The organism is Rubellimicrobium arenae, from assembly GCF_017916275.1.
In the GTDB taxonomy this organism is placed as follows: domain Bacteria; phylum Pseudomonadota; class Alphaproteobacteria; order Rhodobacterales; family Rhodobacteraceae; genus Rubellimicrobium; species Rubellimicrobium arenae.
The window spans coordinates 1-20,320 of record NZ_JAFMST010000023.1 but is presented as its reverse complement, the minus strand read 5'-3'; the positions used below and the strand labels follow the sequence as shown (position 1 = coordinate 20,320).

21 protein-coding genes are annotated in these 20,320 nt (G+C 71.3%); 12 read left to right on the top strand and 9 right to left on the bottom strand.

From position 1 onward, the window contains the following. Positions 1 to 225: 225 nt before the first annotated feature. Positions 226 to 837 (top strand): hypothetical protein, encoded by a 612-nt coding sequence (locus tag J3P31_RS20955; protein ID WP_210530484.1) that lies wholly within the window; start codon positions 226 to 228, stop codon positions 835 to 837. 9 nt (positions 838 to 846) lie between these two features. Here J3P31_RS20955 and J3P31_RS20950 read toward each other — a convergent pair whose 3' ends face one another. Then, entirely contained in the window at positions 847 to 1,878 is a 1,032-nt protein-coding gene (locus J3P31_RS20950; RefSeq protein WP_210530483.1) for a quinoprotein relay system zinc metallohydrolase 2, read from the bottom strand. 83 nt (positions 1,879 to 1,961) lie between these two features. Here J3P31_RS20950 and J3P31_RS20945 point away from each other — a divergent pair, with 83 nt between their 5' ends. After that, the gene (locus J3P31_RS20945; RefSeq protein WP_210530482.1) at positions 1,962 to 2,762 is read left to right on the top strand and encodes a quinoprotein dehydrogenase-associated SoxYZ-like carrier; all 801 of its coding nucleotides are present in this window, start codon (positions 1,962 to 1,964) and stop codon (positions 2,760 to 2,762) included. On the opposite strand, the gene J3P31_RS20940 is transcribed toward J3P31_RS20945, so the two are convergent. The 5 genes from J3P31_RS20940 to gfa form a co-directional block, all read right to left on the bottom strand. Continuing rightward, entirely contained in the window at positions 2,759 to 3,106 is a 348-nt protein-coding gene (locus tag J3P31_RS20940; protein ID WP_210530481.1) for a hypothetical protein, read from the bottom strand. The two genes, J3P31_RS20945 and J3P31_RS20940, sit on opposite strands and share 4 nt — an antisense overlap. Continuing rightward, positions 3,103 to 3,747, bottom strand: coding sequence for a hypothetical protein (locus J3P31_RS20935; protein WP_210530480.1), 645 nt, complete (start codon positions 3,745 to 3,747; stop codon positions 3,103 to 3,105). The genes J3P31_RS20940 and J3P31_RS20935 overlap by 4 nt, the downstream gene beginning before the upstream one ends. Positions 3,748 to 3,845: 98 nt before the next feature. Continuing rightward, complete coding sequence (locus J3P31_RS20930; protein ID WP_210530479.1) at positions 3,846 to 4,046, bottom strand: hypothetical protein; 201 nt, start codon at positions 4,044 to 4,046, stop codon at positions 3,846 to 3,848. Positions 4,047 to 4,162: 116 nt separating this feature from the next. Next, positions 4,163 to 4,993, bottom strand: a complete 831-nt coding sequence (fghA, locus tag J3P31_RS20925; protein WP_210530478.1) for an S-formylglutathione hydrolase — start codon at positions 4,991 to 4,993, stop codon at positions 4,163 to 4,165. 184 nt (positions 4,994 to 5,177) lie between these two features. After that, entirely contained in the window at positions 5,178 to 5,762 is a 585-nt protein-coding gene (gfa, locus tag J3P31_RS20920; protein ID WP_210530477.1) for an S-(hydroxymethyl)glutathione synthase, read from the bottom strand. A gap of 359 nt (positions 5,763 to 6,121) precedes the next feature. Between gfa and J3P31_RS20915 the strand changes: the two genes are divergently transcribed. Beyond that, positions 6,122 to 7,900, top strand: coding sequence for a tannase/feruloyl esterase family alpha/beta hydrolase (locus J3P31_RS20915; RefSeq protein WP_210530476.1), 1,779 nt, complete (start codon positions 6,122 to 6,124; stop codon positions 7,898 to 7,900). An 82-nt stretch (positions 7,901 to 7,982) separates the two neighbouring features. Here the strand turns inward: J3P31_RS20915 and J3P31_RS20910 are convergent, their stop codons facing one another. Next, positions 7,983 to 8,300 (bottom strand): DUF2934 domain-containing protein, encoded by a 318-nt coding sequence (locus tag J3P31_RS20910; RefSeq protein WP_210530475.1) that lies wholly within the window; start codon positions 8,298 to 8,300, stop codon positions 7,983 to 7,985. Positions 8,301 to 8,386: 86 nt separating this feature from the next. Next, on the bottom strand, positions 8,387 to 9,367 hold the full coding sequence (locus J3P31_RS20905; protein ID WP_210530474.1) for an aldo/keto reductase: 981 nt from the start codon (positions 9,365 to 9,367) through the stop codon (positions 8,387 to 8,389). A 205-nt stretch (positions 9,368 to 9,572) separates the two neighbouring features. Here J3P31_RS20905 and J3P31_RS20900 point away from each other — a divergent pair, with 205 nt between their 5' ends. The 9 genes from J3P31_RS20900 to J3P31_RS20860 all read left to right on the top strand — a co-directional run bounded on the left by J3P31_RS20900 (position 9,573) and on the right by J3P31_RS20860 (position 19,334). Beyond that, on the top strand, positions 9,573 to 10,838 hold the full coding sequence (locus J3P31_RS20900) for an imelysin family protein (RefSeq protein WP_210530473.1): 1,266 nt from the start codon (positions 9,573 to 9,575) through the stop codon (positions 10,836 to 10,838). Continuing rightward, a complete protein-coding gene (locus J3P31_RS20895; protein ID WP_210530472.1) occupies positions 10,822 to 12,384 on the top strand; it encodes a di-heme oxidoreductase family protein in 1,563 nt (520 codons plus the stop codon). Before J3P31_RS20900 ends, J3P31_RS20895 begins: the two co-directional genes overlap by 17 nt. Continuing rightward, positions 12,385 to 13,359, top strand: a complete 975-nt coding sequence (locus J3P31_RS20890) for an imelysin family protein (RefSeq protein ID WP_210530471.1) — start codon at positions 12,385 to 12,387, stop codon at positions 13,357 to 13,359. Next, on the top strand, positions 13,359 to 14,429 hold the full coding sequence (locus tag J3P31_RS20885) for a DUF1513 domain-containing protein (protein WP_210530470.1): 1,071 nt from the start codon (positions 13,359 to 13,361) through the stop codon (positions 14,427 to 14,429). The genes J3P31_RS20890 and J3P31_RS20885 overlap by 1 nt, the downstream gene beginning before the upstream one ends. 254 nt (positions 14,430 to 14,683) lie before the next feature. Next, the gene (locus J3P31_RS20880) at positions 14,684 to 15,442 is read left to right on the top strand and encodes a (2Fe-2S)-binding protein (protein WP_210530469.1); all 759 of its coding nucleotides are present in this window, start codon (positions 14,684 to 14,686) and stop codon (positions 15,440 to 15,442) included. A gap of 12 nt (positions 15,443 to 15,454) precedes the next feature. Next, entirely contained in the window at positions 15,455 to 16,438 is a 984-nt protein-coding gene (locus tag J3P31_RS20875; RefSeq protein ID WP_210530468.1) for an iron-siderophore ABC transporter substrate-binding protein, read from the top strand. A gap of 57 nt (positions 16,439 to 16,495) precedes the next feature. Beyond that, positions 16,496 to 17,524: a FecCD family ABC transporter permease gene (locus J3P31_RS20870; RefSeq protein WP_210530467.1), complete on the top strand. Its 1,029-nt coding sequence runs from the start codon at positions 16,496 to 16,498 to the stop codon at positions 17,522 to 17,524. Continuing rightward, complete coding sequence (locus J3P31_RS20865) at positions 17,521 to 18,555, top strand: FecCD family ABC transporter permease (protein WP_210530466.1); 1,035 nt, start codon at positions 17,521 to 17,523, stop codon at positions 18,553 to 18,555. The genes J3P31_RS20870 and J3P31_RS20865 overlap by 4 nt, the downstream gene beginning before the upstream one ends. Further along, complete coding sequence (locus J3P31_RS20860; protein ID WP_210530465.1) at positions 18,552 to 19,334, top strand: ABC transporter ATP-binding protein; 783 nt, start codon at positions 18,552 to 18,554, stop codon at positions 19,332 to 19,334. The genes J3P31_RS20865 and J3P31_RS20860 overlap by 4 nt, the downstream gene beginning before the upstream one ends. A 31-nt stretch (positions 19,335 to 19,365) precedes the next feature. On the opposite strand, the gene J3P31_RS20855 is transcribed toward J3P31_RS20860, so the two are convergent. Beyond that, the coding region (locus J3P31_RS20855; protein ID WP_210530464.1) for an energy transducer TonB family protein at positions 19,366 to 20,320 on the bottom strand (955 nt) is incomplete at its 5' end.

The window sequence follows — 20,320 nt, the reverse complement described above, 5'->3', positions numbered from 1 at the left end:
CCGCGGGCCCTCCAGGTTCACCTCCATGATCTCCAACGGCCGGCCAGCCGCCACAGCCACCGCAGCCCGCGTGCGCATCGTGGTCCTCCTCCCCCTCGCATGGACCGCCTGCCGGCGTTGCCATGGATCGTATTTTGGGAACTCATGGTGATACGATGGAGAGCGATTTCAACTTCACGACGAACATGTAAGACTTAAGTTGTAGAGAGCCCGGGGAGAGCCCTCATGCGGAACGTCCTGACTTCGGTGATCGCAGGAATTTTCCTTTCGACCTCGGCAGGTTCGGCCTTTGCGGCCGACTCGGGCGATCCCGACTGGCCCTGCATCCAGAGAAAGATCGACCACCTCTCGATCGGCGTGATGTGGCCGACACCGATCCCGGAAGGCGCCGCGCCGCTGCCCGAAGAGCTGGAGGAGGTGGCGGCCCGTCTGGCGCTGCGGCGCGTGTCGGAGGAGGACGCGCGGGAGATGGTGGCGCGGGTCGCCGCCGACCATCCGGACTTCGGCACCGATGACTTCGGACGCCTCTTCCAGACGGCCTTCGCGCATATCGACCGCCAGCGCGCGGACATCGTCGCGGGGATCGGTCGCTATGCTCACAACCAGGCCCGGCTGTCCGCCGAGCTCGAGGAGCTGCGGGCCGAGATGTCCCGGCTTGAGGCCGCCGATCCGCCCGATTACGACCGCATGGACGAGGTGGAGAAGGAGATCGACTGGCGCGTCCGGATCTTCAACGACCGCAATCGCGCCCTGACCTATGTTTGCGAGTCACCCGTCCTTCTGGAGCAGCGCGCCTACGCCATCGCGCAGATTATGCTGAACGCCGTGGACGAGTAGGGCGACCGCTCATTCCCATTCGAGCTCGGTGTAGGCCATCGTGGCGTTGCGGGCATTGTGGACGTCGAACAGGTCCCAGGCGTCTTTCTCGCCCTGCCCCGCACGGGCCGCCGCCTCGGAGATCCCGGCCCCCTCGGCCAGCAGGGCGCGCAGGTCCCGGGCCAGCGTGTCCAGGTAGCGGCGGACCGGGGCCACTCCGTCCGGCCAGGGCAGCAGCGGGCCTCCATGGCCCGGCACGATCTGCGTCACCCCACCGCCGCCCATGTCATCGAGGACCGTCAGCCATCCGCCCAGGGAACCGTCCAGGGTCGGCAGATGCCGGTCCACGACCAAGTCGCCCGCGATGATCGTGCCGGTCGATCGGTCGACCACGGTCACGTCCGCCACGCTGTGCGACACGGGCCAGGCCTGCAGCTCGATCAGGCGCCCGCCCAGATCAAGAACCTCCGAACCGTCGATGGTGCGGTCCACCTCGGGGATGCCGCTGCCGAGGAATGGTCCGCCGATCTGCCGCCGTCCCTGGTCGAGGTAGCTCTCCGCCCGGACCGCCAGCGCCTCGGGAAGGCGGGCATGGGCCAGGACCTCGGCCCCGGCGTCGATCAGCGCCGTTCCCCCGAACACATGGTCGGGGTGGTAATGGGTGAGCACGAGCGCCCGGATCGGCCGGTCCGTCCGGGCCCGGATCGCAGCGACGACCCCCTCTCCCAGGGCACGCGACCCGCCCGCGTCGATCACCGCCACCGCCTCGTCGCCGATGACGAAGGCGATGTTGCCGATGTCGCCGCCGTTGTCGGGGTCGGCCAGTGCCACATCGCCGACATGCACGAAAAGGCCGGGGCCGACCTCCTCGAAGTTCAGGGGCGGCGCGGACATTGGGCCACATCGCACGGCCCCGACCTCGTAGTCGCGCCGCCAAGCCTCGATCCGTGGGCGGGCCGCGGCCTCGGCGGCGGCGCAGTTGGCTGCGCCCACCGGGACGGTCCGCTCGACGCAGGTCTCCGGCGCGCCCGGCAGGCAGAGCAGAGCGAGGACATCGATCATGAGGCCACCCAAAGTGTTTCGACTTGCCCCGCCCCGGGCACTATCTTGTCCCTCCTAGGGTAGCCCTCGATGGGAGGTTCGCCATGACGCGATCGTTGCTTGCCCCATTCCTCATCGCTCTGCTTGCCGGTCCGCTCCCGGCCCAGGACAGATCCAACCCACTCATGGATGGGGGTGCATGGGACGAGTTGGCCCATGACATCCTTGGCAGCGTCGTGCCCGTTCCGGCCGGGGACGCGCTGGCGCTGGAGGCGCCCTACCGCGCGGACGACGCGGCGACCGTCCCCATCCACCTGGTCCAGCCACGGGACGCCCGTCCGATCGAACGCCTCATGCTCGTCATCGACGAGAACCCTGCCCCGGTCGCCGCGGAGATGGCCTTCGGCCCCGGCATGATGCCGCTCGACCTGGAGATGCGGGTCCGGGTGAACCAATATTCGAACGTGCGGGCCATCGCGACGCTGGACACCGGGGACACGCTGATGACCGGCCGCTACGTGAAGGCGTCGGGCGGCTGCTCCGCGCCGGCCAGCCGGTCACCGGGCGAAGCGCTTGCCGGCCTGGGCGAGATGCGCCTGCGCGAGTTCGGCGCGGCGGAGGACGGCCGCCGCGAGGCCCAGGTGATGATCCGGCACCCGCAGTTTTCCGGCCTCCAGCGCGACCAGGTGACCCAGCTCTGGATCCCGGCGCATTTCATCGGCCTGTTCGAGGTGTTCCAGGGGGACGAACTGCTGTTCCGCCTGGAGGGCGGGATCTCGGTGTCGGAGAACCCGGTGTTCCGCTTCCGCTACACCGACAACGGATCGCCGGGCTTCCGCGTTCATGTGGAGGACACCGACGGCAATGTCTTCGACCAGACCTTGCCCAAGGGGTCGGGGACCTAGAAGCAGAGGATCTCCGCTTCGGCCTGCGCCCGTCGCAGGTCGGCCACGGCCCCGCGCACCAGGGCGTTGTCGCGGAAGAGCGAGGACCGTTCGCCGCTCGTCTGCTGCAAGGCCAGGATCGCCTCGGCTTCCACATACTTGTCGTAGGGGATGATCGAGGCGATCCGGTCGATCGAGCAGGAGCACTGCTCCAGCGCCTGACGGTTCTCGCCGTTCACGGCCATGCAGGCGAAGACGTATTCGGCCCGCGCCACCGTCGGATAGTCGTTGAGCCGGGCCGCCGCGTCCTGCGCCGCCGCGGGCCCGGCCAAGGCCAGGAGCATCAGGCCCCAAGGCGCCTTCATGGCGTGATCCCGGCCAGGGTCAGCGAGGTTTGGTCAACCGGTTCGGCCCCGGCCGCCCCGGATTCGGTGCGGATCGAGTGATACCAGCCGGGCACCGACTCCGAGACCACGACATGGATCTCGAGATCGGCGAAAGGACCAAGCTCGGCCCGATGCGCGTCCTCGGCAAAGGGCAGAAGGACGACCTCGGTCGCGGGAATGGGGCCCCCGTCCCAGTCCACCGTCACATCCTCGATCCGGCCCGTTCCAGCGAGCGAGTCCCTGATGCGGTTGCGGATGTAGAAGGGGCTGCCGCCGGTCGCTTCGGCAATGCGGCGGACCGTCTGCTCGAGGAAGAGCATCGCGATGGGGTTGCCGGTCGCCGCATTGAAGCGTCCGAGCGGCTGGGCCGCGTCCCCGCCCCCCTCCCGACGGCCTTCGACCATGGCGCTTCCGTCCGGCTGCAGGCCCACGACGATCTCGCGCCAGTCCTCGCCGGGCGGGGCCTCGGCGGGACCTTCGCCCTCGTAGGTCAGTCTGGTGCCCTGGGAAAGGCCATCGAGCGTTCCCGTCCGGAAGACGAGGTCGAAGGCACTCTCGGCCCGGAGCGCGCCCCCGGCCGTCAGAGCTGCGCAGAGCGCAATCGCGGCAATCCTTCCCATGACTCTCCTCCCCAGATGTCATGTATCCGGGCCATCAAAGCCCGGACCGGGAGGAGATGTCCACCGTCCTGCGCGGGATACCGTGTCCCGCGCGACGATCAGGCGGCGCGGCCCGGCTGGATCGGCTGGCAGGTCCAGCGCTGGATCTGCCAGCCCGGATGCTCATTCACCCACTGGGCCAGCTGCGGCTGGGCCCCGATGTTGCAGGCACTTACCGAGACGTCGGAAAACTGCAGCGCCCGATCTTCGCAGGTGGAAGGCGACGCGCTCAGGCAGACCACGAAAGCAAGCTCGATCATCGATAAGGCACTCCATCACAGGGCCGGGCAAGGGCGAAGCTTAATCTCTTGGAGGCAACATGCCTCCAGCGTCCAAGCCTAGCCGCTCTTGGTTAACCGATCCTGAACGGAAATGCTCAGCGACTGAGCCGCTCCGCATGAAAATTGACGTGATCTGCCATGAAGGTGGAGATGAAGTAGTAGGAATGGTCGTAGCCGGGGTGCCGCCGGAGCGTCAGGGGAATGCCGGCCGCCTCGCAGGCCCGCTCGAGCAGTTCGGGCCGAAGCTCGCGCTCGAGGAAGTTGTCCGCCCCGCCCTGATCGACGAGGATCTCGTCCAGCCGGGCGCCGTCCTCGATGAGAGCCACGGCGTCATGGCGGCGCCAGGCGGCGCGGTCCGGCCCCAGATAGGCGCCCAGCGCCTTTTCTCCCCAGGGCACCTGGCTGGGCGCGACGATCGGCGCGAAGGCCGACACCGACCGGAACCGCCCCGGCAGCGAAAGCGCCAGCGTCAGCGCCCCGTGCCCACCCATGGAATGGCCGAAGATGCCCTGCCGGCCCATGTCGGCCGGGAACTGCGAGCCGACCAGCGCGGGCAGTTCCTCGGTGATGTAGGTCTTCATGTTGTAGCGCCCGGCCCAGGGGGCCTGGGTCGCGTCCAGGTAGAAGCCCGCGCCCTGCCCCAGGTCGTAGGCCGGATCGTCCGCCGCGTCGCCCCGGGGCGAGGTATCGGGACACACGATGATAAGGCCGGCCTCGGCGGCGGCTCGGCGATACTCGCCCTTTTCCATAACATTGGCGTGGGTGCAGGTCAGCCCGGACAGGTACCAGAGCACCGGGCAGGGCCTCGACGCCGCAGCCGGAGGCAGGAAGACCGCAAAGGTCATGTCATTGCCTGCCGCCTCGGACGGATGGCGGCACACAAGCTGCCGGCCTCCGTGGGCCGCCCATTCCGATACGAGTTCCATGGGGTCTCCTCCCGCTTCGCCGTCCCTTGGCGAGGGTAGTTCAATCAGATCAGGCCCCACATCCGCAACCAGGGACCGTTCCCGCCCGGGAGGACGGGGCGGCGGACCATTGCCGCCGCCCCGTCCCGCCTGTCGCCAAGAGTCCGGAGGACGCCTCCCTTCGCCCCCCGGCCCCCGGCGGGCGTCAGGCGTTCACGGCCAGCTTCGATCGCGTCTGGTGCTCGTGGGTCCAGGTCGCGATGTAGTCCATCAGCGCCGGCGAGAGGCAGTCATAGGGTTCAAGCCCGATCTGTCTCAGCCGGGCGCGGATCCCGTCCATCTCCTTGGGATCCACGCCGGCCTCGATCACCGATGACACGAAGGCCGCAAAGCCCGGCTGCGCCCAGCCCTTCCCCTCGAACCGCTCGGGGTGGACGAAGGCCAGTCCCTGGAAGGGATGCTCGCGCTCGACCGGGCCATACATGTGGACGCCGCAGGCCCGGCAGCGATGCCGCTGGATCAGGGCCGAGGAATCGACGACCTCGAGTTTGTCGCCGTTCTCGATCACGGACACCTTGTCCACCGGGGCGACGGCGACGACCGAGAAGATCGCCCCGTCGGGCTTCCAGCATTTGGTGCAGCCACAGGCGTGGTTGTGCGCGACCTGCCCCTCGATGCGCACGCGGACCGGGCGGTCCGAGCAGTTGCAGACCAGCACGCCTCCGGAAAAGTCCGGGGCTGTCGGCGCGATCCCGTCGTCGAGTGCAGGATGCAGCTGGGTTATGGCCATTCCTTGTCCTCCTCCCGTTCTGGAAGCGGAGTTTCCGCCCATTCATGGCGCCCGGTTCGTTCCGGGGCGCGCCCCCCAACGCTAGCACGGCACGGAACCACGCAAGCAGGAAAATCGCGCCTCCGAGCCGAAGGCCGCCAGAAGGCTGGGGGCCGTCCCGCAGCCCGGGCCCTGACGAACCGGAGGCGACGGAAACCCAGGACCGTGCCGTTCAACCGGAGCCTTCGGCCGCAGGATCATGCCGCGCCAAGGCCCTCCGCACGGGGACGACCCGGATCTGCAGCGGCCCATGCGGCCCGGAACAGTTCGGGCCGTCGCTCGTTGCGGCAGGTCCACCCCGACCAAGGGAGACGACGCACGTGAACAGATCCCCCCGTCCCACCCCGGGAGCCCTGCCGTCAGCCTGGCTCGGCCCCCTCCTGATGATGGTGCTTGCAGTCCTTGCGCCGGTGCGGGCCGTCGCACAGGCGGCGCCGGATCTTTCCGTGACCAGGCCCGCCATGTCCTGCGGCGACCTGACCGGGCTCGACCTTGCCGGGATCGGGGGCGAGGACAGCCGGGTCCTCCAGGCCGCCGAGGTCACGAATGACGGCATCGCCGCCTGCTCGGTCACTGGCCGACTGGCCCCCGCCATCACCTTTGCCGTGGTGCTCCCGACCGAGACCTGGACGCAGCGCTACCTCCAGCTGGGCTGCGGCGGCCTGTGCGGGCGGCTTAGCCTGGGCGAGGTCGGGGCCGCATCGGGGTGCGCCCCCCTTGCCGCGGGCGGCTTCGCGATCGCGTCGACCGACATGGGTCATCAGGGCATGGACGTCGCCTGGGGCGATGACCCGCGGAAGCGGGCGGATTTCGCTCATCGCGCCCACCACCTGACCGCCCTGGCGGCCAAGGCGGTGATCCAGGCCTTCTACGGGCAGCCGCCCGCCTACTCCTATTTCAACGGCTGCTCGGACGGGGGGCGCGAGGCGCTGATCGAGGCCCAGCGTTATCCGGACGACTTCGACGGGATCATCGCCGGCGCCCCGGCGGCGAACTTCCAGGTGCAGAACGGGCTGTATCACGCCTGGCAATGGCGCGCGAACCACGACGCGGACGGGCAGGCCATCCTTCTGGCCGACCGCCTGCCGATCCTGCACGACGCGGCGCTGGCGGCCTGCGACGGGATCGACGGGCTGGAGGACGGCCTGATCGCGAACCCTCTCGCCTGCCGGTTCGACCCCGGCACGATCCAGTGCGCCGACGACGCGGCCGACCCTGCGGCCTGCCTCACCGCCGCCGAGGTCGATGCCGCGCGCAAGCTCTATGACGGGCCGCGCGACGCCCGCACCGGGGCACGGCTCACGATCGGAGGACCGCAGCCCGGCTCCGAGCTGCGCTGGACGGTGTTCGTGCCCGAAGCGCCCGGCGATGAGGTTCCAAGCGGAAGCCATGCCCTGGAGCACCTGACCGGACTGGCCTTTCCCGAGAACCCGCCCGAGGGCTTCACCCTCGCCGACCTCAGCTTCGACCTCGACACCTTCGACAGGCTCGCCGTCCTGCACCCACTGTATGATGCGACCAATCCCGACCTGTCCGCCTTCGCGGCGAGCGGGGGCAAGCTCATCCTTTACCATGGCTGGTCGGACACCGACATCTCGCCCCTGAACACCGTTGCCTACTACGAGGCGGTCAGGAGCCGGATGGGCGCGGACGAGGCGAGCTCCTTCACTCGGCTGTACCTGGTGCCGGGCATGTATCACTGTTCGCAGGGCGAAGGCCCGTACGAGTTCGACATGCTCACTCCGATGCTGGCTTGGGTCGAGAACGGCCAGGCCCCCGATGCGGTGATCGCCCGGCAGCCCCTTCAGGACGACGCCAGCGGCTTTGGCCAGTTTGGACCGGGCCCGGGCGGCCCGCCTCCCGGACCGGAAAGCGGGACGCAGCCGCTGCCCGGATATCCCACGGTCGATCCTCCGGCCGCCGCCCCGGTGCGGTCGCGCCCGCTCTACCCATATCCTTCGGTGGCCGCTTATGGCGGAAGCGGCGATGTCGACGACGCCTCCAGTTGGACGCGGAGCGGGGCCGATGTCGTATTCACGCCGCCGACCTGGGCTGGCACGGCGTTCTTCCAGCCCTATGCGCCGATGCAACGGCCCTGAAGGGGGTCGGCTCCCGGGCCGCCCTCCCTCGGTCACTCCCGCCGGAGCAACGGGCGGATCCGTCCGGTGCTCCGCCCCGGCCTCAATCCCCGGAGCGTCGCTCGGCTTCGATGCCGTCGTCGGGTCCGCCGTCAGGATCGACGCCGGCCATGCCCAGCCCGGCCACGCCCGCGCCCGCCGGGCCGCCCGGCAGGACGAGGCTTCCCGGCGCGAGCAGCCCGCCATCGAGCGCGCCTGGACGGTCCTGGCTGTCGGTCGCGCCCTCGTCCCTGAACAGTTCGTCCCCGACGTCCTGGCTCGCCTGGTTCCAGTGATCCTCGTGGCGGCCGTGCGGTCGGCCTTCCTGTTCCCAGATCGCATAGGCGCGCGCACGGATGCGGCTTTCACGATCGTCCGTCATGGAGTCCTCCTCTGCCTGCGGGTCCCGCATCGAACGAGCGGGCCGCGCCCCGGTTCCCGCCCGGCGGGAGGGCGCCAGGGCCGGCCTCAGCGCCCGGCCATGCGCTCCATCGCTTCGGGGTAGCGCGATCCTTCCACCGGGATCCGGGCCGCCGCGTCCTCAAGCCCGCGCAGCTCGTCAGGCGTCAGATCGAAGTCGGCGGCGGCAAGGTTCTCCTCCAGCCGCGACAGCTTGGTCGTGCCCGGGATCGGCACGATCCAGGGCTTGCGCGCCAGGAGCCAGGCCAGCGCCACCTGCGCCGGGGTCGCGCCCCTGCGGGCGCCGACATCGGCCAGCAGCTCCACGAGCGCCCGGTTCGCGCGGCGGGCCTCCGCAGTGAAGCGGGGCAGCCCGTTGCGGAAGTCCGCGGCGTCGAAGGCCGTGGTTTCGTCGATCTTGCCGGTCAGGAATCCCCGGCCCAGCGGGCTGAACGGCACGAAGCCGATGCCCAGCTCCTCGAGGGTGGGCAGGATCTCGGCCTCGGGCTCGCGGGTCCAGAGCGAATATTCGCTCTGGAGCGCGGCCACGGGCTGGACGGCATGGGCGCGGCGGATCGTGCGGGTGCCAGCCTCGGACAGCCCGAAATGTCGGACCTTGCCTTCGGCGATCAGGTCGCGGACCGTCCCGGCGACGTCCTCGATGGGCACCTCCGGGTCCACGCGGTGCTGATAGAGCAGGTCGATCGCCTCGGTCCCCAGCCGCTTGAGCGAAGCCTCCGCCACCTCGCGGATATGCTCGGGCCGGCTGTCCACGCCGCCGCCCGGCCCGATGCGGAAGCCGAACTTGGTGGCGATCACGACGCTGTCGCGGACCGGCGCCAGGGCCTCGCCGACCAGCTCCTCGTTGATGAAGGGTCCATAGACCTCGGCGGTGTCGAAGAAGGTCACGCCCCGCTCGGCGGCCGCGCGCACGAGGGAGATCATCTCCCCGCGGTCGGGCGGCGTTCCATAGGAGGAGGTCAGGCCCATGCACCCAAGTCCGAGGGCCGAGACCTCGGGGCCGTGGCGTCCAAGTCTGCGCGTCTGCATGTGCCCTCCGCGATGTGACGGTGATGGATGCCGGGCTCACGGCCCCGGCCGGACCCGGTGGTCGGCGAGGGGCCGCAACGGCGTGGGGCCCCTTGGACCTGAGACAGACTGTCCCGGAACCCGGTGGGATGCAACTCTGTCGTTGACATACTTTACTAGAAAAGTCAGGAACCCCTCGAACCGATCCAGAGAGGTCCTGATCCTGATGCGACTGCTTCCCCTCGCCGCTGGAACCGCCCTGGCCATGTCCCTGGCCCATGCCGTGGCCGCCGCCACGCCGGCCGAGGTGATCGAGACCTATGGCGACATCGCCGTGGCCGCCTATGGCGACAGCCTCACCGCCGCGCGCGATCTGCAGGCTGCCGTCTACGCCTTCCTCGCCGCGCCGTCGGCCGAAGGGCTGGACGCGGCGCGGACGGCCTGGATCGCCGCGCGCGCGCCCTATCAGCAGACCGAGGTGTTCCGCTTCGGCAACCCGGTCGTGGACGACTGGGAAGGCAAGGTGAACTCCTGGCCGCTGGATGAGGGGCTCATCGACTACGTCGACGAATCCTATGGCGGCGCCACCGACGAGAACGAGCTTGCCGCTCTTAACGTGATCGCGAACCCGCAGCTCACCATCGCCGGGCGGGACGTGGACGCGACCCGGATCACGCCCGAGCTGATCGCCGATACGCTCGACCAAGCCGACGGCATCGAGTCGAACGTCGCGCGCGGGTATCACGCCGTCGAGTTCCTGCTTTGGGGCCAGGACCTGAACGGTCACGCGCCGGGCGCCGGGAATCGGCCCTGGACCGACTTCGCGACGGGCGCCGACTGCACGAACGGCAATTGCGACCGCCGGGCGGATTACCTGAAGGCCGCGACCGACCTCCTGGTCGAGGATCTTGGCTGGATGGCGGCGCAGTGGGCCGAAGGGGGCAGCGCCCGCGAGGTCGTGGCCGCCAACCCGCAGGCCGGGCTGGGCGCCGTACTCAAGGGCATGGGCTCGCTCTCCTACGGGGAGCTTGCGGGCGAGCGGATGCGGCTCGGCCTGATGCTGAACGACCCCGAGGAAGAGCAGGACTGCTTCTCGGACAACACCTACAACAGCCATTACTATGACGGCCTCGGCATCCAGAACGTCTATCTGGGCCGCTATGTCCGGATCGACGGCAGCACCGTCGAGGGACCGGGCCTCCGGGACCTCGTGGCGGCGGCCGATCCGGCCCTGGACGGCGAGATCACGGCCAAGCTGGACGCCACCATGGCGGCGCTCGGCGCGCTCAAGGCCGCCGGGGATGGCGGCCTGTCCTATGACACCATGCTCGAGGCCGGCAACGCCAAGGGCGAGGAGCTCATCATGGCCGGCGTGGACGCGCTGGTCGACCAGACCCACTCCTTCGAGCGCGCGATCGGGGCCCTGGGCCTCGAAGCCGTGGCCTTCGAAGGGTCAGACAGCCTCGATAGCCCAGATGCCGTATTCCAGTGACACGACCATCCTGAGACGTTGGGCCGCGCTTCTGGCGCGGCCCGCTCTCGTTCTGCCCTTTGCCCTGGCCGGGGCGGCGACGGCTCTCGAGGTTGGGGGCTGGGGCGAGCCCCATCTGAAGGCCCTGCCCCGGACCGCCGCCGAGACGCAGCGCATCGCCGCCGCGATCCTGCCGGCCACGGACTTCTCCGCGCCCCAGCGTTTCGAGGATCACCCCGCCGGGGCCGCGACCGTGCGGGCCCGTCCGGGGACCGATGCCTTTTCGCAGCCGTCGGGCAACATCGATTTCGCCCGCGAGATGGACTTCAAGCTCGGCAACGCGCTGTTCACGCGGGACTGGGTGTCGGCGCCGTCCTCGACGCTGGCGGCGGATGGGCTCGGGCCGCTCTTCAACTCCCGCTCCTGCCAGGCGTGCCATCTGCGCGACGGCCGCGGGCACACGCCCTCCGGTCCCGACGACGAGGCCGTGTCGATCTTCCTCCGGGTGTCCGTCCCCGATCCGGACGGCGAGACGCATGGGATCGCCGGCTACACCCCGACTGCGCCCGACCCGGTCTACGGGGGCCAGATCCAGAACTTCGCGACCCATGGCCACCGCGCCGAGGCCCGCTTCGCCGTGACCTTCGACGAGGTGGCGGTCCCTCTGGCCGGCGGGGAAACGGCCCATCTGCGCCGCCCCAGCTACGAGGCCGCCGACCTGGCCTATGGTCCCCTGGCGTCGGGGGCGATGCTGTCGCCCCGCGTGGCCCCCCAGATGATCGGGCTGGGTCTCCTCGAGGCGGTGCCCGAGGCCGACATCCTGTCCCGCGCGGACGAGACGGACGCGAACGGCGACGGCATCTCGGGACGGCCGAACGTGGTCTGGTCGCACGAATTCCAGCAGCCCATGCTGGGTCGTTTCGGGCACAAGGCCGGGACGCCGACCATCCGGGAGCAATCGGCCGCCGCCTTTTCGGGCGACATGGGCCTGTCCACGACCCTGTTCCCGGCCGGCTTCGGGGAATGCACCGCCGCCCAGGCCGATTGCCGCGCCGCGCCCGTCGGGGCAGCGTCCGGCGAGCCGGAGGTCGATGACGAGTCCCTGGACCTTGTGGCCTTCTACGCGCGGAACCTCGGCGTTCCCGGCCGAAGGGAGGCGGATGATGCCCAGGTGCTGCATGGCAAGCAGGTCTTCTACGAGATCGGCTGCCAGGCCTGCCACCAGCCGGCCTTCGTGACCCATCGCCTAAAGGACCAGCCCGAGCAGAGCTTCCAGCTCATCTGGCCTTACACCGATCTTCTCCTTCACGACATGGGCGAAGGGCTGGCGGACCACCGGCCCGAGGGACGCGCCACCGGCACCGAATGGCGCACGGCGCCGCTCTGGGGCATCGGCCTGACGGAACAGGTCACCGGCGTCGGGAGCTTCCTGCACGACGGTCGCGCCAGGACCGTGCTCGAGGCGGTGCTCTGGCATGGCGGCGAAGCCCAGTCCCAGCGTGATGCCGTCGTGGACCTCGACCCTGCTGACCGTGCGGCGCTGGTCCGCTTCCTGGAGAGCCTTTGAATGCGAGCTGCCCTTCTGTTGTCGATCCTGGCCTCCCCCGCCCTCGCCGGAGTGGACGAGGCCGTGGACCAGCATCTGCTGCCGGGGGTCCAGAGTTTCGCCGAGGCCGCCGAGGCGCTGGCCCGGACGGCCGCGGACGACTGCACCGCCGGCGCGGTCCGTCCCGCCCTCCAGCCGGTCTGGGACGCCTGGGTGGCCATCGGCGACCTTCGGATCGGCCCGACCGAGGCCGGAGCCCTGAGCATCGCCTTCTGGCCCGACGAACGCGGGGCCGGGGCGCGGGCGCTCAAGGCCATGATCGCGTCCGAGGACCAGGCCGGCCGCGACCCTGCCGCGTTCGCGGACGTCTCGGCGGCGGCGCGCGGGCTCCCGGCGCTGGACCTGCTGCTGGGCGACCCGGACCTGTCCGGCTACGCGGCGGGATCCTACACCTGCGACCTAGTCAGGACCGTGGCCACCGACCTCGCGGCGCAGGCCGAGGCCCTGTCGGAGAACTGGACCACCGAGGCCCAGGCGCTCACCACTGCCGGCGAAGGCAGCAACGCCGCCTACCTGTCCGATGACGAGGCGTTCCGCGCGATCTACACGCAAATCCTTTCGGGCCTGGAGTTCACCGCGGACACCCGCCTGGGCCGCCCGCTGGGGGATGCCGACCGACCGCGCCCCACCCGCGCCGAGGCCTGGCGCTCGGGCCGGCCGCTTCCCAACGCGCTCGGCTCGGTCGAGGCTTCGGTGCATACGGCGGAACTCCTCGCCGGGGCCCCCCTGCCCAAGACCGAGGCCGCGCTCGACCAGGTGCGGCGGGCCGGCGCGGCGATCCGCGATCCATCGTTCCAGGACATCGAGGACCCGACCGCACGGCTCAAGGTCGAGATCCTCCAGCAACGCATTCGCGCCCTTCTGGACATCGTGGAGGCCGAGGTCGGCTCGCCGCGCGGGCTCCAGCCGGGCTTCAACAGCCGGGATGGCGACTGATGGCGACCCGACGCGGCTTCCTGGCCTCCCTTCTGGCCTGCACCAGCCTGCCCACGCTGGGCTGGGCCGAAGCGGGGTCCCCCGCCTTCCTGGCCTGCGCCGGCGCGCAGGACGGAAGCTTCTCGCTCCATGGCCTCCGGGATGACGGCTCCGAGGCGTTCCGCATCGCCCTGCCTGCCCGGGGCCATGCCGGCTGCGGCCACCCGACGGAGGCGCTCGCTGTCGCCTTCGCCCGCCGGCCCGGAGCCTACGCGCTCGCCATCGACTGCGCGCGCGGCACTGTCCGGGCCCGCCTCACTCCGCCCGAGGGACGGCAGTTCAACGGCCATGGCACCTTCCTGGCGAACGGCGCGGTGCTCGCCACATCCGAGCAGGTGGCCGACAACAGCGACGGCGTGATCGGCCTGTGGGACGTCGAGGCGGGGTTCGTCCGCATGGGCGAGGTGCCGACGGGGGGCATTGGGCCGCACGACCTGCGGCGGCTGCCCGGGGGACAGGTGATCGTCGCGAATGGCGGCATCGCCACCGACCCGACGGACCGCACCAAGCTCAACATCGACACCATGCGTCCCAACCTGGCCGTTCTCGACCCCTTGGGCGATGGCGTGCCCGAGATCACCGAGCTCGGCCCGGACCTGCACCAGGCTTCGATCCGGCACCTGGCGTTGCGCCGGGACGGAACGGTCGCCTTCGCGATGCAGTGGGAGGGCGATCCGGAGGTGATCGTGCCCCTGCTTGGCCTGCGCTCGCCCGATGGCGCCATCACGCTGGCCGAAACGCCCGAGGCCGAAGCGCGCCTGATGAAGGGCTATGCGGGCAGCGTCGCCTGGGCGGGCGACGAATCCGAGGCGGCCATCACCTCTCCCAAGGGGGGGCGGGCGCATCGCTTCGACGCGACGGGCCGTTTCCTGGCCGCCGTGACCCGCCCGGAGGTCTGCGGGGCCGCCTCGCTGGGACAGGGCTTCATGTTCAGCGACGGGTTGGGCGGGTTGGTCGCCTTCGAGGATGGCCGGGCGCGACCGCTGGCCCTGGCGGACCGGGCCTGGGACAATCACCTCGTGCGGATCTGATCCGCAGGGCGTGGCGTCCGGGTCCTCTCGGGGCCGCCCCCTGGCATGATGGGGGGTCGGAGCGTTCCGCTCCGCCCTCGGCCGACGCCTCTCGGCCGCGGAGAGGCAACTCCTGCCCTGGCGATCCGCGGCCCCGTGCGCCGATCACTCACAGGGATATCCGACAAAATCACTCAACCTATGTTGACATAGGCGACCATTTTACTCAGTCATCAGGGTATCCCTTCGACCGAACCGCCGGCCCGATCCCGCCCATGCCCCTGAGCCCTGCCCCTCTCGACCACGTCACGGACGGCCCGGTCACGCTGGCGGCGCTCGCGGCGGATCCGGACCGTCTGGATCTCTGGCTTGCCGAGCATCAGGCGCTGCGCCCCGGGATGGACCGCAAGGCCGCCGGAGCGTTCCTGCTGGGTGGGCTGGTGCAGGAGATCATGGAGCCCATCGCCGCGCGCGAGCTGGATCAGCCGGACGCGGCCTGGCCCGACGCGTCCCGGATCGCGCTGCGTCTGGCTTGGGCGCGGTGGATCGAAGGCGGCTACGACATCCCCGTGCTGACGTACCGTGTCGAGGTGGACCCGGTGGCCGAGGACGCGCCCCCGACCTGCCGCACCGCCGCCGTCGTCCGGCAGCATGGCCATCTGGTGACCGCGCTGGCCGGCCGCACCGGGCTTTCGGTGGGGGCGCTCTGGCGGCTGGTCACCGACTCCGTGGCCGCAGCCTGCCTCGAGGCAGGGCGGTCGCGCCGGAACCCCGCCGGAGGCATGGATCTCGCGAACAGGATCTTGGGGGACCGGTCCTCGCCGCTCTTCAACCGGCAATGGGGCTTCTTCGAGCTGGACGCCCAGCGGCCCGACGGACGCTGCGTGCGGGACTGGTTCCGTGCCCGGGGCGGATGCTGCCGGTACTACACCGCCCAAGGGGGCGAGTTCTGCTCCACCTGCGTCCTGCGGCCCGCCGAAAGCCGTGACGCCCTGCTGCGCAACTGGCTGGCCAGCCGCGCGGACGCCGCCTGACAAGGACCTCCGATGACGCACGCGACCTTCCTGACGCTCTGCCTGGCCCTGGCCGCCAGCCCGGTCCTGTCGCAGGAGTTCCCCCAGACCTTCGAGCACCGCTTCGGCACCACGGTCGTCGAAGCCGAGCCGCACCGCATCGTATCGCTCGACTACGGCGGGCAGGACGATCTCCTGGCGCTCGGGATCGTGCCGGTGGCCCAACGGTACTGGTATGGCGACGACCCGCTGGGCACCTGGCCCTGGGCGCAGGAGGCGCTGGGGGACGCCAGCTTCGAGATGCTGACGGGCGACCTCAACATCGAGCAGATCGCCGCTCTGGATCCCGACCTGATCCTGGCGACCTATTCGGGTATCACGGCGGACCAGTATGCGCTCCTGTCGCAGATCGCGCCCGTGGTGGCCGCGGAGTCCGCCTATGGCGACTTCACGACCCCTTGGAACGCCCGGATCCGCGCCATGGCCCGTGCCGTCGGCAAGTCCGAGGAGGCCGAGGCGAAGGTGAGGGCGATCGAGGAGCGCCTGGCCAGCATCGCGGCCGACCATCCCGAATGGAAAGAGCTGACCGCCACGGTCGCCGTCCACTGGAACGGCACGCCGGGAGCCTACCGATCCAACGACCCCCGGGCGCAGCTCCTCGGGGCGATGGGCTTCGTCACCCCCGCGGCGGTCGACGCGGGCGGGGGCATGGACGCGTTCTATGCCACGTTCTCGGCCGAGGACCCCTCCCCCCTGGATGCGGACGCGTTGATCTGGCTGGACGACGGGACGACCCTGCCCGGCATCGTGGCGATGCCGCTCCGGTCCACGCTCCGCGCCCATCGCGAAGGACGGGAGATCTACGCCGACGAGGTCCTGGCCGGAGCGCTGTCGTTCGCCTCGCTGCTGTCGCTGCCTTACGCGATCGACCGGCTGGTGCCGATGCTGGAGGCCGCAGCGGACGGCGACCCGTCCACCCCAGTGCCCGAGTCGGTCGCCGCCGGGCTCGCGCCGTGAGCGGCCGCCGCAGCCTCGCCCATGTCCCACCCACAGCCGGATAGACGAGCCGCCGCGATGGCCCAAGGGTCCGCGCGTCCCTCCAGGTCGGGGGCGTCGCGGCTCCTTTCGTTCGCGCTGCTGGCCGCCCTGAGCGTCGGCATGGCGTTGGCCGCCTTGGCGATCGGCGCCCGCCCGATCCCGCCCGGCACGGTCCTGACCGCCCTTCTGGCCCCGGACGCCGCCCAGGCCGAACATCTGGTCGTCTGGCAGCTCCGGTTGCCGCGTCTGCTGGTCGGAGTGGTGGTCGGCGTGGCGCTGGGAATGTCGGGCGTGCTCATGCAGGGGATCACGCGCAACCCGCTGGCCGACCCGGGGCTCCTGGGCATCAACGCCGGAGCCTCGCTGGCGGTGGTGGTGGCGATCCGGTTCGGTGGCGTGGCGGATCCCGGCCTTCTGGCCCTGGTGGCCTTCGCGGGGGCCGGGACGGTGGCGGCGCTGGTCTATGGCCTGGGCTCCCTTGGGCGGGGCGCGGCGACACCGGTCCGGCTGGCGCTGGCGGGGGCGGCGCTCACCGCGCTCCTGCTCGCCCTGGTCTCGGCGCTGGTGCTGACCAGCCAGGACACCTTCCAGGTCTTCCGGTTCTGGGTCGTGGGCTCCCTCTCGGCGGCGGAGGCGACGGAACTGGCGCGGCTCCTTCCTGCGTTCGGGACGGGCGTCCTGCTGGCGCTCTGGGCGGGCGCGGGCCTGAATGCCATCGCGCTGGGCGATGATGCGGCGCGGGCGCTGGGCGTGCGGCTGGGCCTCGCGCGGGCGGGAACGCTGGCGGCGGTCGCGCTGCTGTCGGGGTCCGCCGTCGCGCTGGCGGGGCCGATCTCCTTCGTGGGACTCGCCGTGCCGCACCTCGCCCGCGCGATCGTCGGGCCGGACCAGAGGCTCTGCGTCCTGGCCGCCGCCGCGCTGGGCCCGGTGCTGCTGCTTGGGGCGGACGTGGCGGGCCGCGTGATCCTGCCCCCGGGCGAGGTACAGGTGGGAGTCATGACAGGCCTGATCGGCGGGCCGGCGTTCATCTGGATCGTTCGGAACATGCGGGTCCTGCAACCATGACCGATGCGGCGCGGCTCGTCTGGCGGCGGGGAAGCTGGTCCCTCCGGCTGCACCGGCGCAGCCTTGCGGCTGGTCTCGGGCTGGCGCTCCTGCTGGTCGGGCTCATGGCGGCCTCCCTGGCGCTGGGGGACCAGCCGCTTGGCCCTATGGAGGTCTGGCGCGGCCTTTGGGGCGACGGGGGCAGCGCCTTCGTCGTCCGAACCCTGCGGGCGCCGCGCCTCTTGACCGGAGCCTTCGCGGGCGCCTGCCTGGGCCTCTCGGGCGCGCTCCTCCAGTCCCTGGCGCGCAATCCCCTCGCCTCGCCGGATCTCCTGGGCTTCACGCAGGGCGCGGGCCTGGGGGCGGTGGCAACGATCGTGCTCCTTGGTGCCGGAGATGCCCATGTCGCCGCCGGGGCGATCGGCGGCGGGCTCCTCGCCGCGGCGCTGGTGGGGCTTCTGTCGTGGCGGGACGGACTGCGGATCTGGCGCGTGATGCTGGTGGGGATCGGCCTGGGCTTCACGCTCTGGGCCGGGATCGACGTGCTGATGACCCGGACGGACCTGTTCACCGCCACCGCCGCGACGCAATGGCTCACAGGGTCGCTCAACGCCCGTCTCTGGAACCATGCGGCGATCAGCGGCGCGGGCCTTGCGCTGCTCATGCCCCTGGCGCTGGCCCTGGGCCGCCCGCTGGCCAGCCTCGAGATGGGCGAGGACATGGCTGCCGCCCTGGGCGTGAGGGTGCAGCGGGTCCGCCTGTTCGGAATCGTCCTCGCCATCCTGCTGGCGGCGGTGGCGGTGGCGGCCTGCGGACCGGTGGGCTTCGTGGCGTTGGTGGCGGGACCGATCGGACGACGCCTGGCCGGCCCGGCGGGTCCGTCCCTGGGGGCGGCGGCGCTCACGGGGGCCAGCCTTCTCGTGGGGGCGGATCTGGCGGCGCGGGTCGCACTGGCCCCGACCCAGCTGCCTGCGGGGATCTTCACGGCGCTGATCGGGGCGCCCTACCTTCTGTGGCTCCTGGCCGCGCAGATCCGGAAGGGGGCGCTATGACGCGGCTCGAAGCGCGAGGCATCACGCTGGGATACGGCACGGGCACGATCGTCCGGGACCTGTCGCTCCGGGTTCCCGATGGGCAAGTGACGGTCATCATCGGGCCGAACGCCTGCGGCAAGTCCACCCTCCTGCGCGCGCTGGCCCGACTGCTCCCGCCGGCGACGGGGGCCGTGACGCTCGACGGCAAGGCGATCGCCCGGCGCCCCACGCGCGAGGTGGCGCGGATCCTGGGCCTCCTGCCCCAGACGCCGCTCGCGCCCGAGGGCATCACCGTCGCCGACCTCGTGGCCCGGGGCCGCGCGCCGCACCAGGGGGCCTTCCGGCAGTGGTCCAACGCCGACGCGGCTGCCGTCGGGGCGGCGCTCGAGGCGACCGGCACGACGGCGCTCGCCGAGATGCGGGTCGAGGAGCTGTCGGGCGGGCAGCGCCAGCGTGTCTGGATCGCGATGGCCCTGGCGCAGGAGACGCCGCTCCTGCTGCTCGACGAGCCGACGACCTTCCTGGACCTGCGTCACCAGATCGAGGTGCTGGCCCTGGTGCGCCGCCTGAACAAGGACCTGGGGCGCACGATCGTCATGGTCCTTCACGACATCGGCCTCGCCTGCCGCTATGCCGATCACCTCGTGGCCATGAAGGAGGGCCGGATCGTGGCCGAGGGCGCCCCCGAGGAGGTCGTCACGCCCGCGATCATCCGCGAGGTCTTCGGCCTCGAGGTCCGGGTGATCGCCGACCCCGAGACGGGCACGCCGCTCGTCATTCCGCGCCGCACCCCCTGACAGGGGGGCGGCCCCCCGGGTGACCCGCGCGTCAGTTGCCGGTGAACTGGAACGAGAAGCTGCGCTGCGCCCCGGCTGGCGGGGCCGGAAAGGGCGCGGCCCGCTGCACAAGGGCCAGACCCGCCTGATCGACCTCGGCCACGCCCGAGCTTTGGGCCACGCCCAGGGAGGCCAGGGTCCCGCTGTCCGATACGCTGAAGGCGATCACCGCTGTCCCGCTCGAGCTGATGCGGTCGCGTCGCGTGCGCGACAGGCGCTGCATCACCTGTCCGGGGTAGTTGCTGGCCGCCGCCGATGGCCCCGGGGCCGCGGTCGCCTGGCCCTGGGCCACAGCGGTCCCAGCGGCCTCGCCGGCCTGCGCGCCACGGGTGGTCCGGGCGTCGGCGGCGCCCTGCGGCGGCGCGGCGAGGGGCTCGACGGGCTCGCGCTCCGGCTCGGCCTGGGCCACGGGTTCCGGCTCGGGCTGCGCCGCCAGGTCGTCGGGACGCTCCGGCGGGCGCGGCGCCGTCTCCAGGGGGGGCGCCGAGCTTTCGTCGGGAAGCGCTTCGGTGACCTCGGTGGGCGCAACGGGCCGAACCGGCTCGGCCGATGCGACCTCGCGGGCCGGCTCGGGCCGCTGCGCGGGGGCCGGAGCCTCTGGCCGGACCGGATCGACAGGTTGGACCGGCGCGGGTGCCGCGCTCTGGACCCGGGGCGTTGGCGCGACAGGCTTGGCGGTGACGGGCGGCACCGGCGCAACGCTGGTGGGCTGCACGTCGGCCGTCCGCTCCACCCCGGCCACCAGATCCTCGGCACCATCTCCTTGGCGGAGGGTGGCGCCGACGGCTTGGGTCCGCTCGGTGACGGACACCGGAGCCGCCGCGACCGGGGCCATGCTCGCGGCCACGGCGAGTGCGAATTCCTCCCCCGAGACGGCGGTGACGGGGGTGAGCTGGAAGTCGAGGGGGGGGCTGTCGAGGCCCCAGCCCAGCAGGAGCCACGCGATC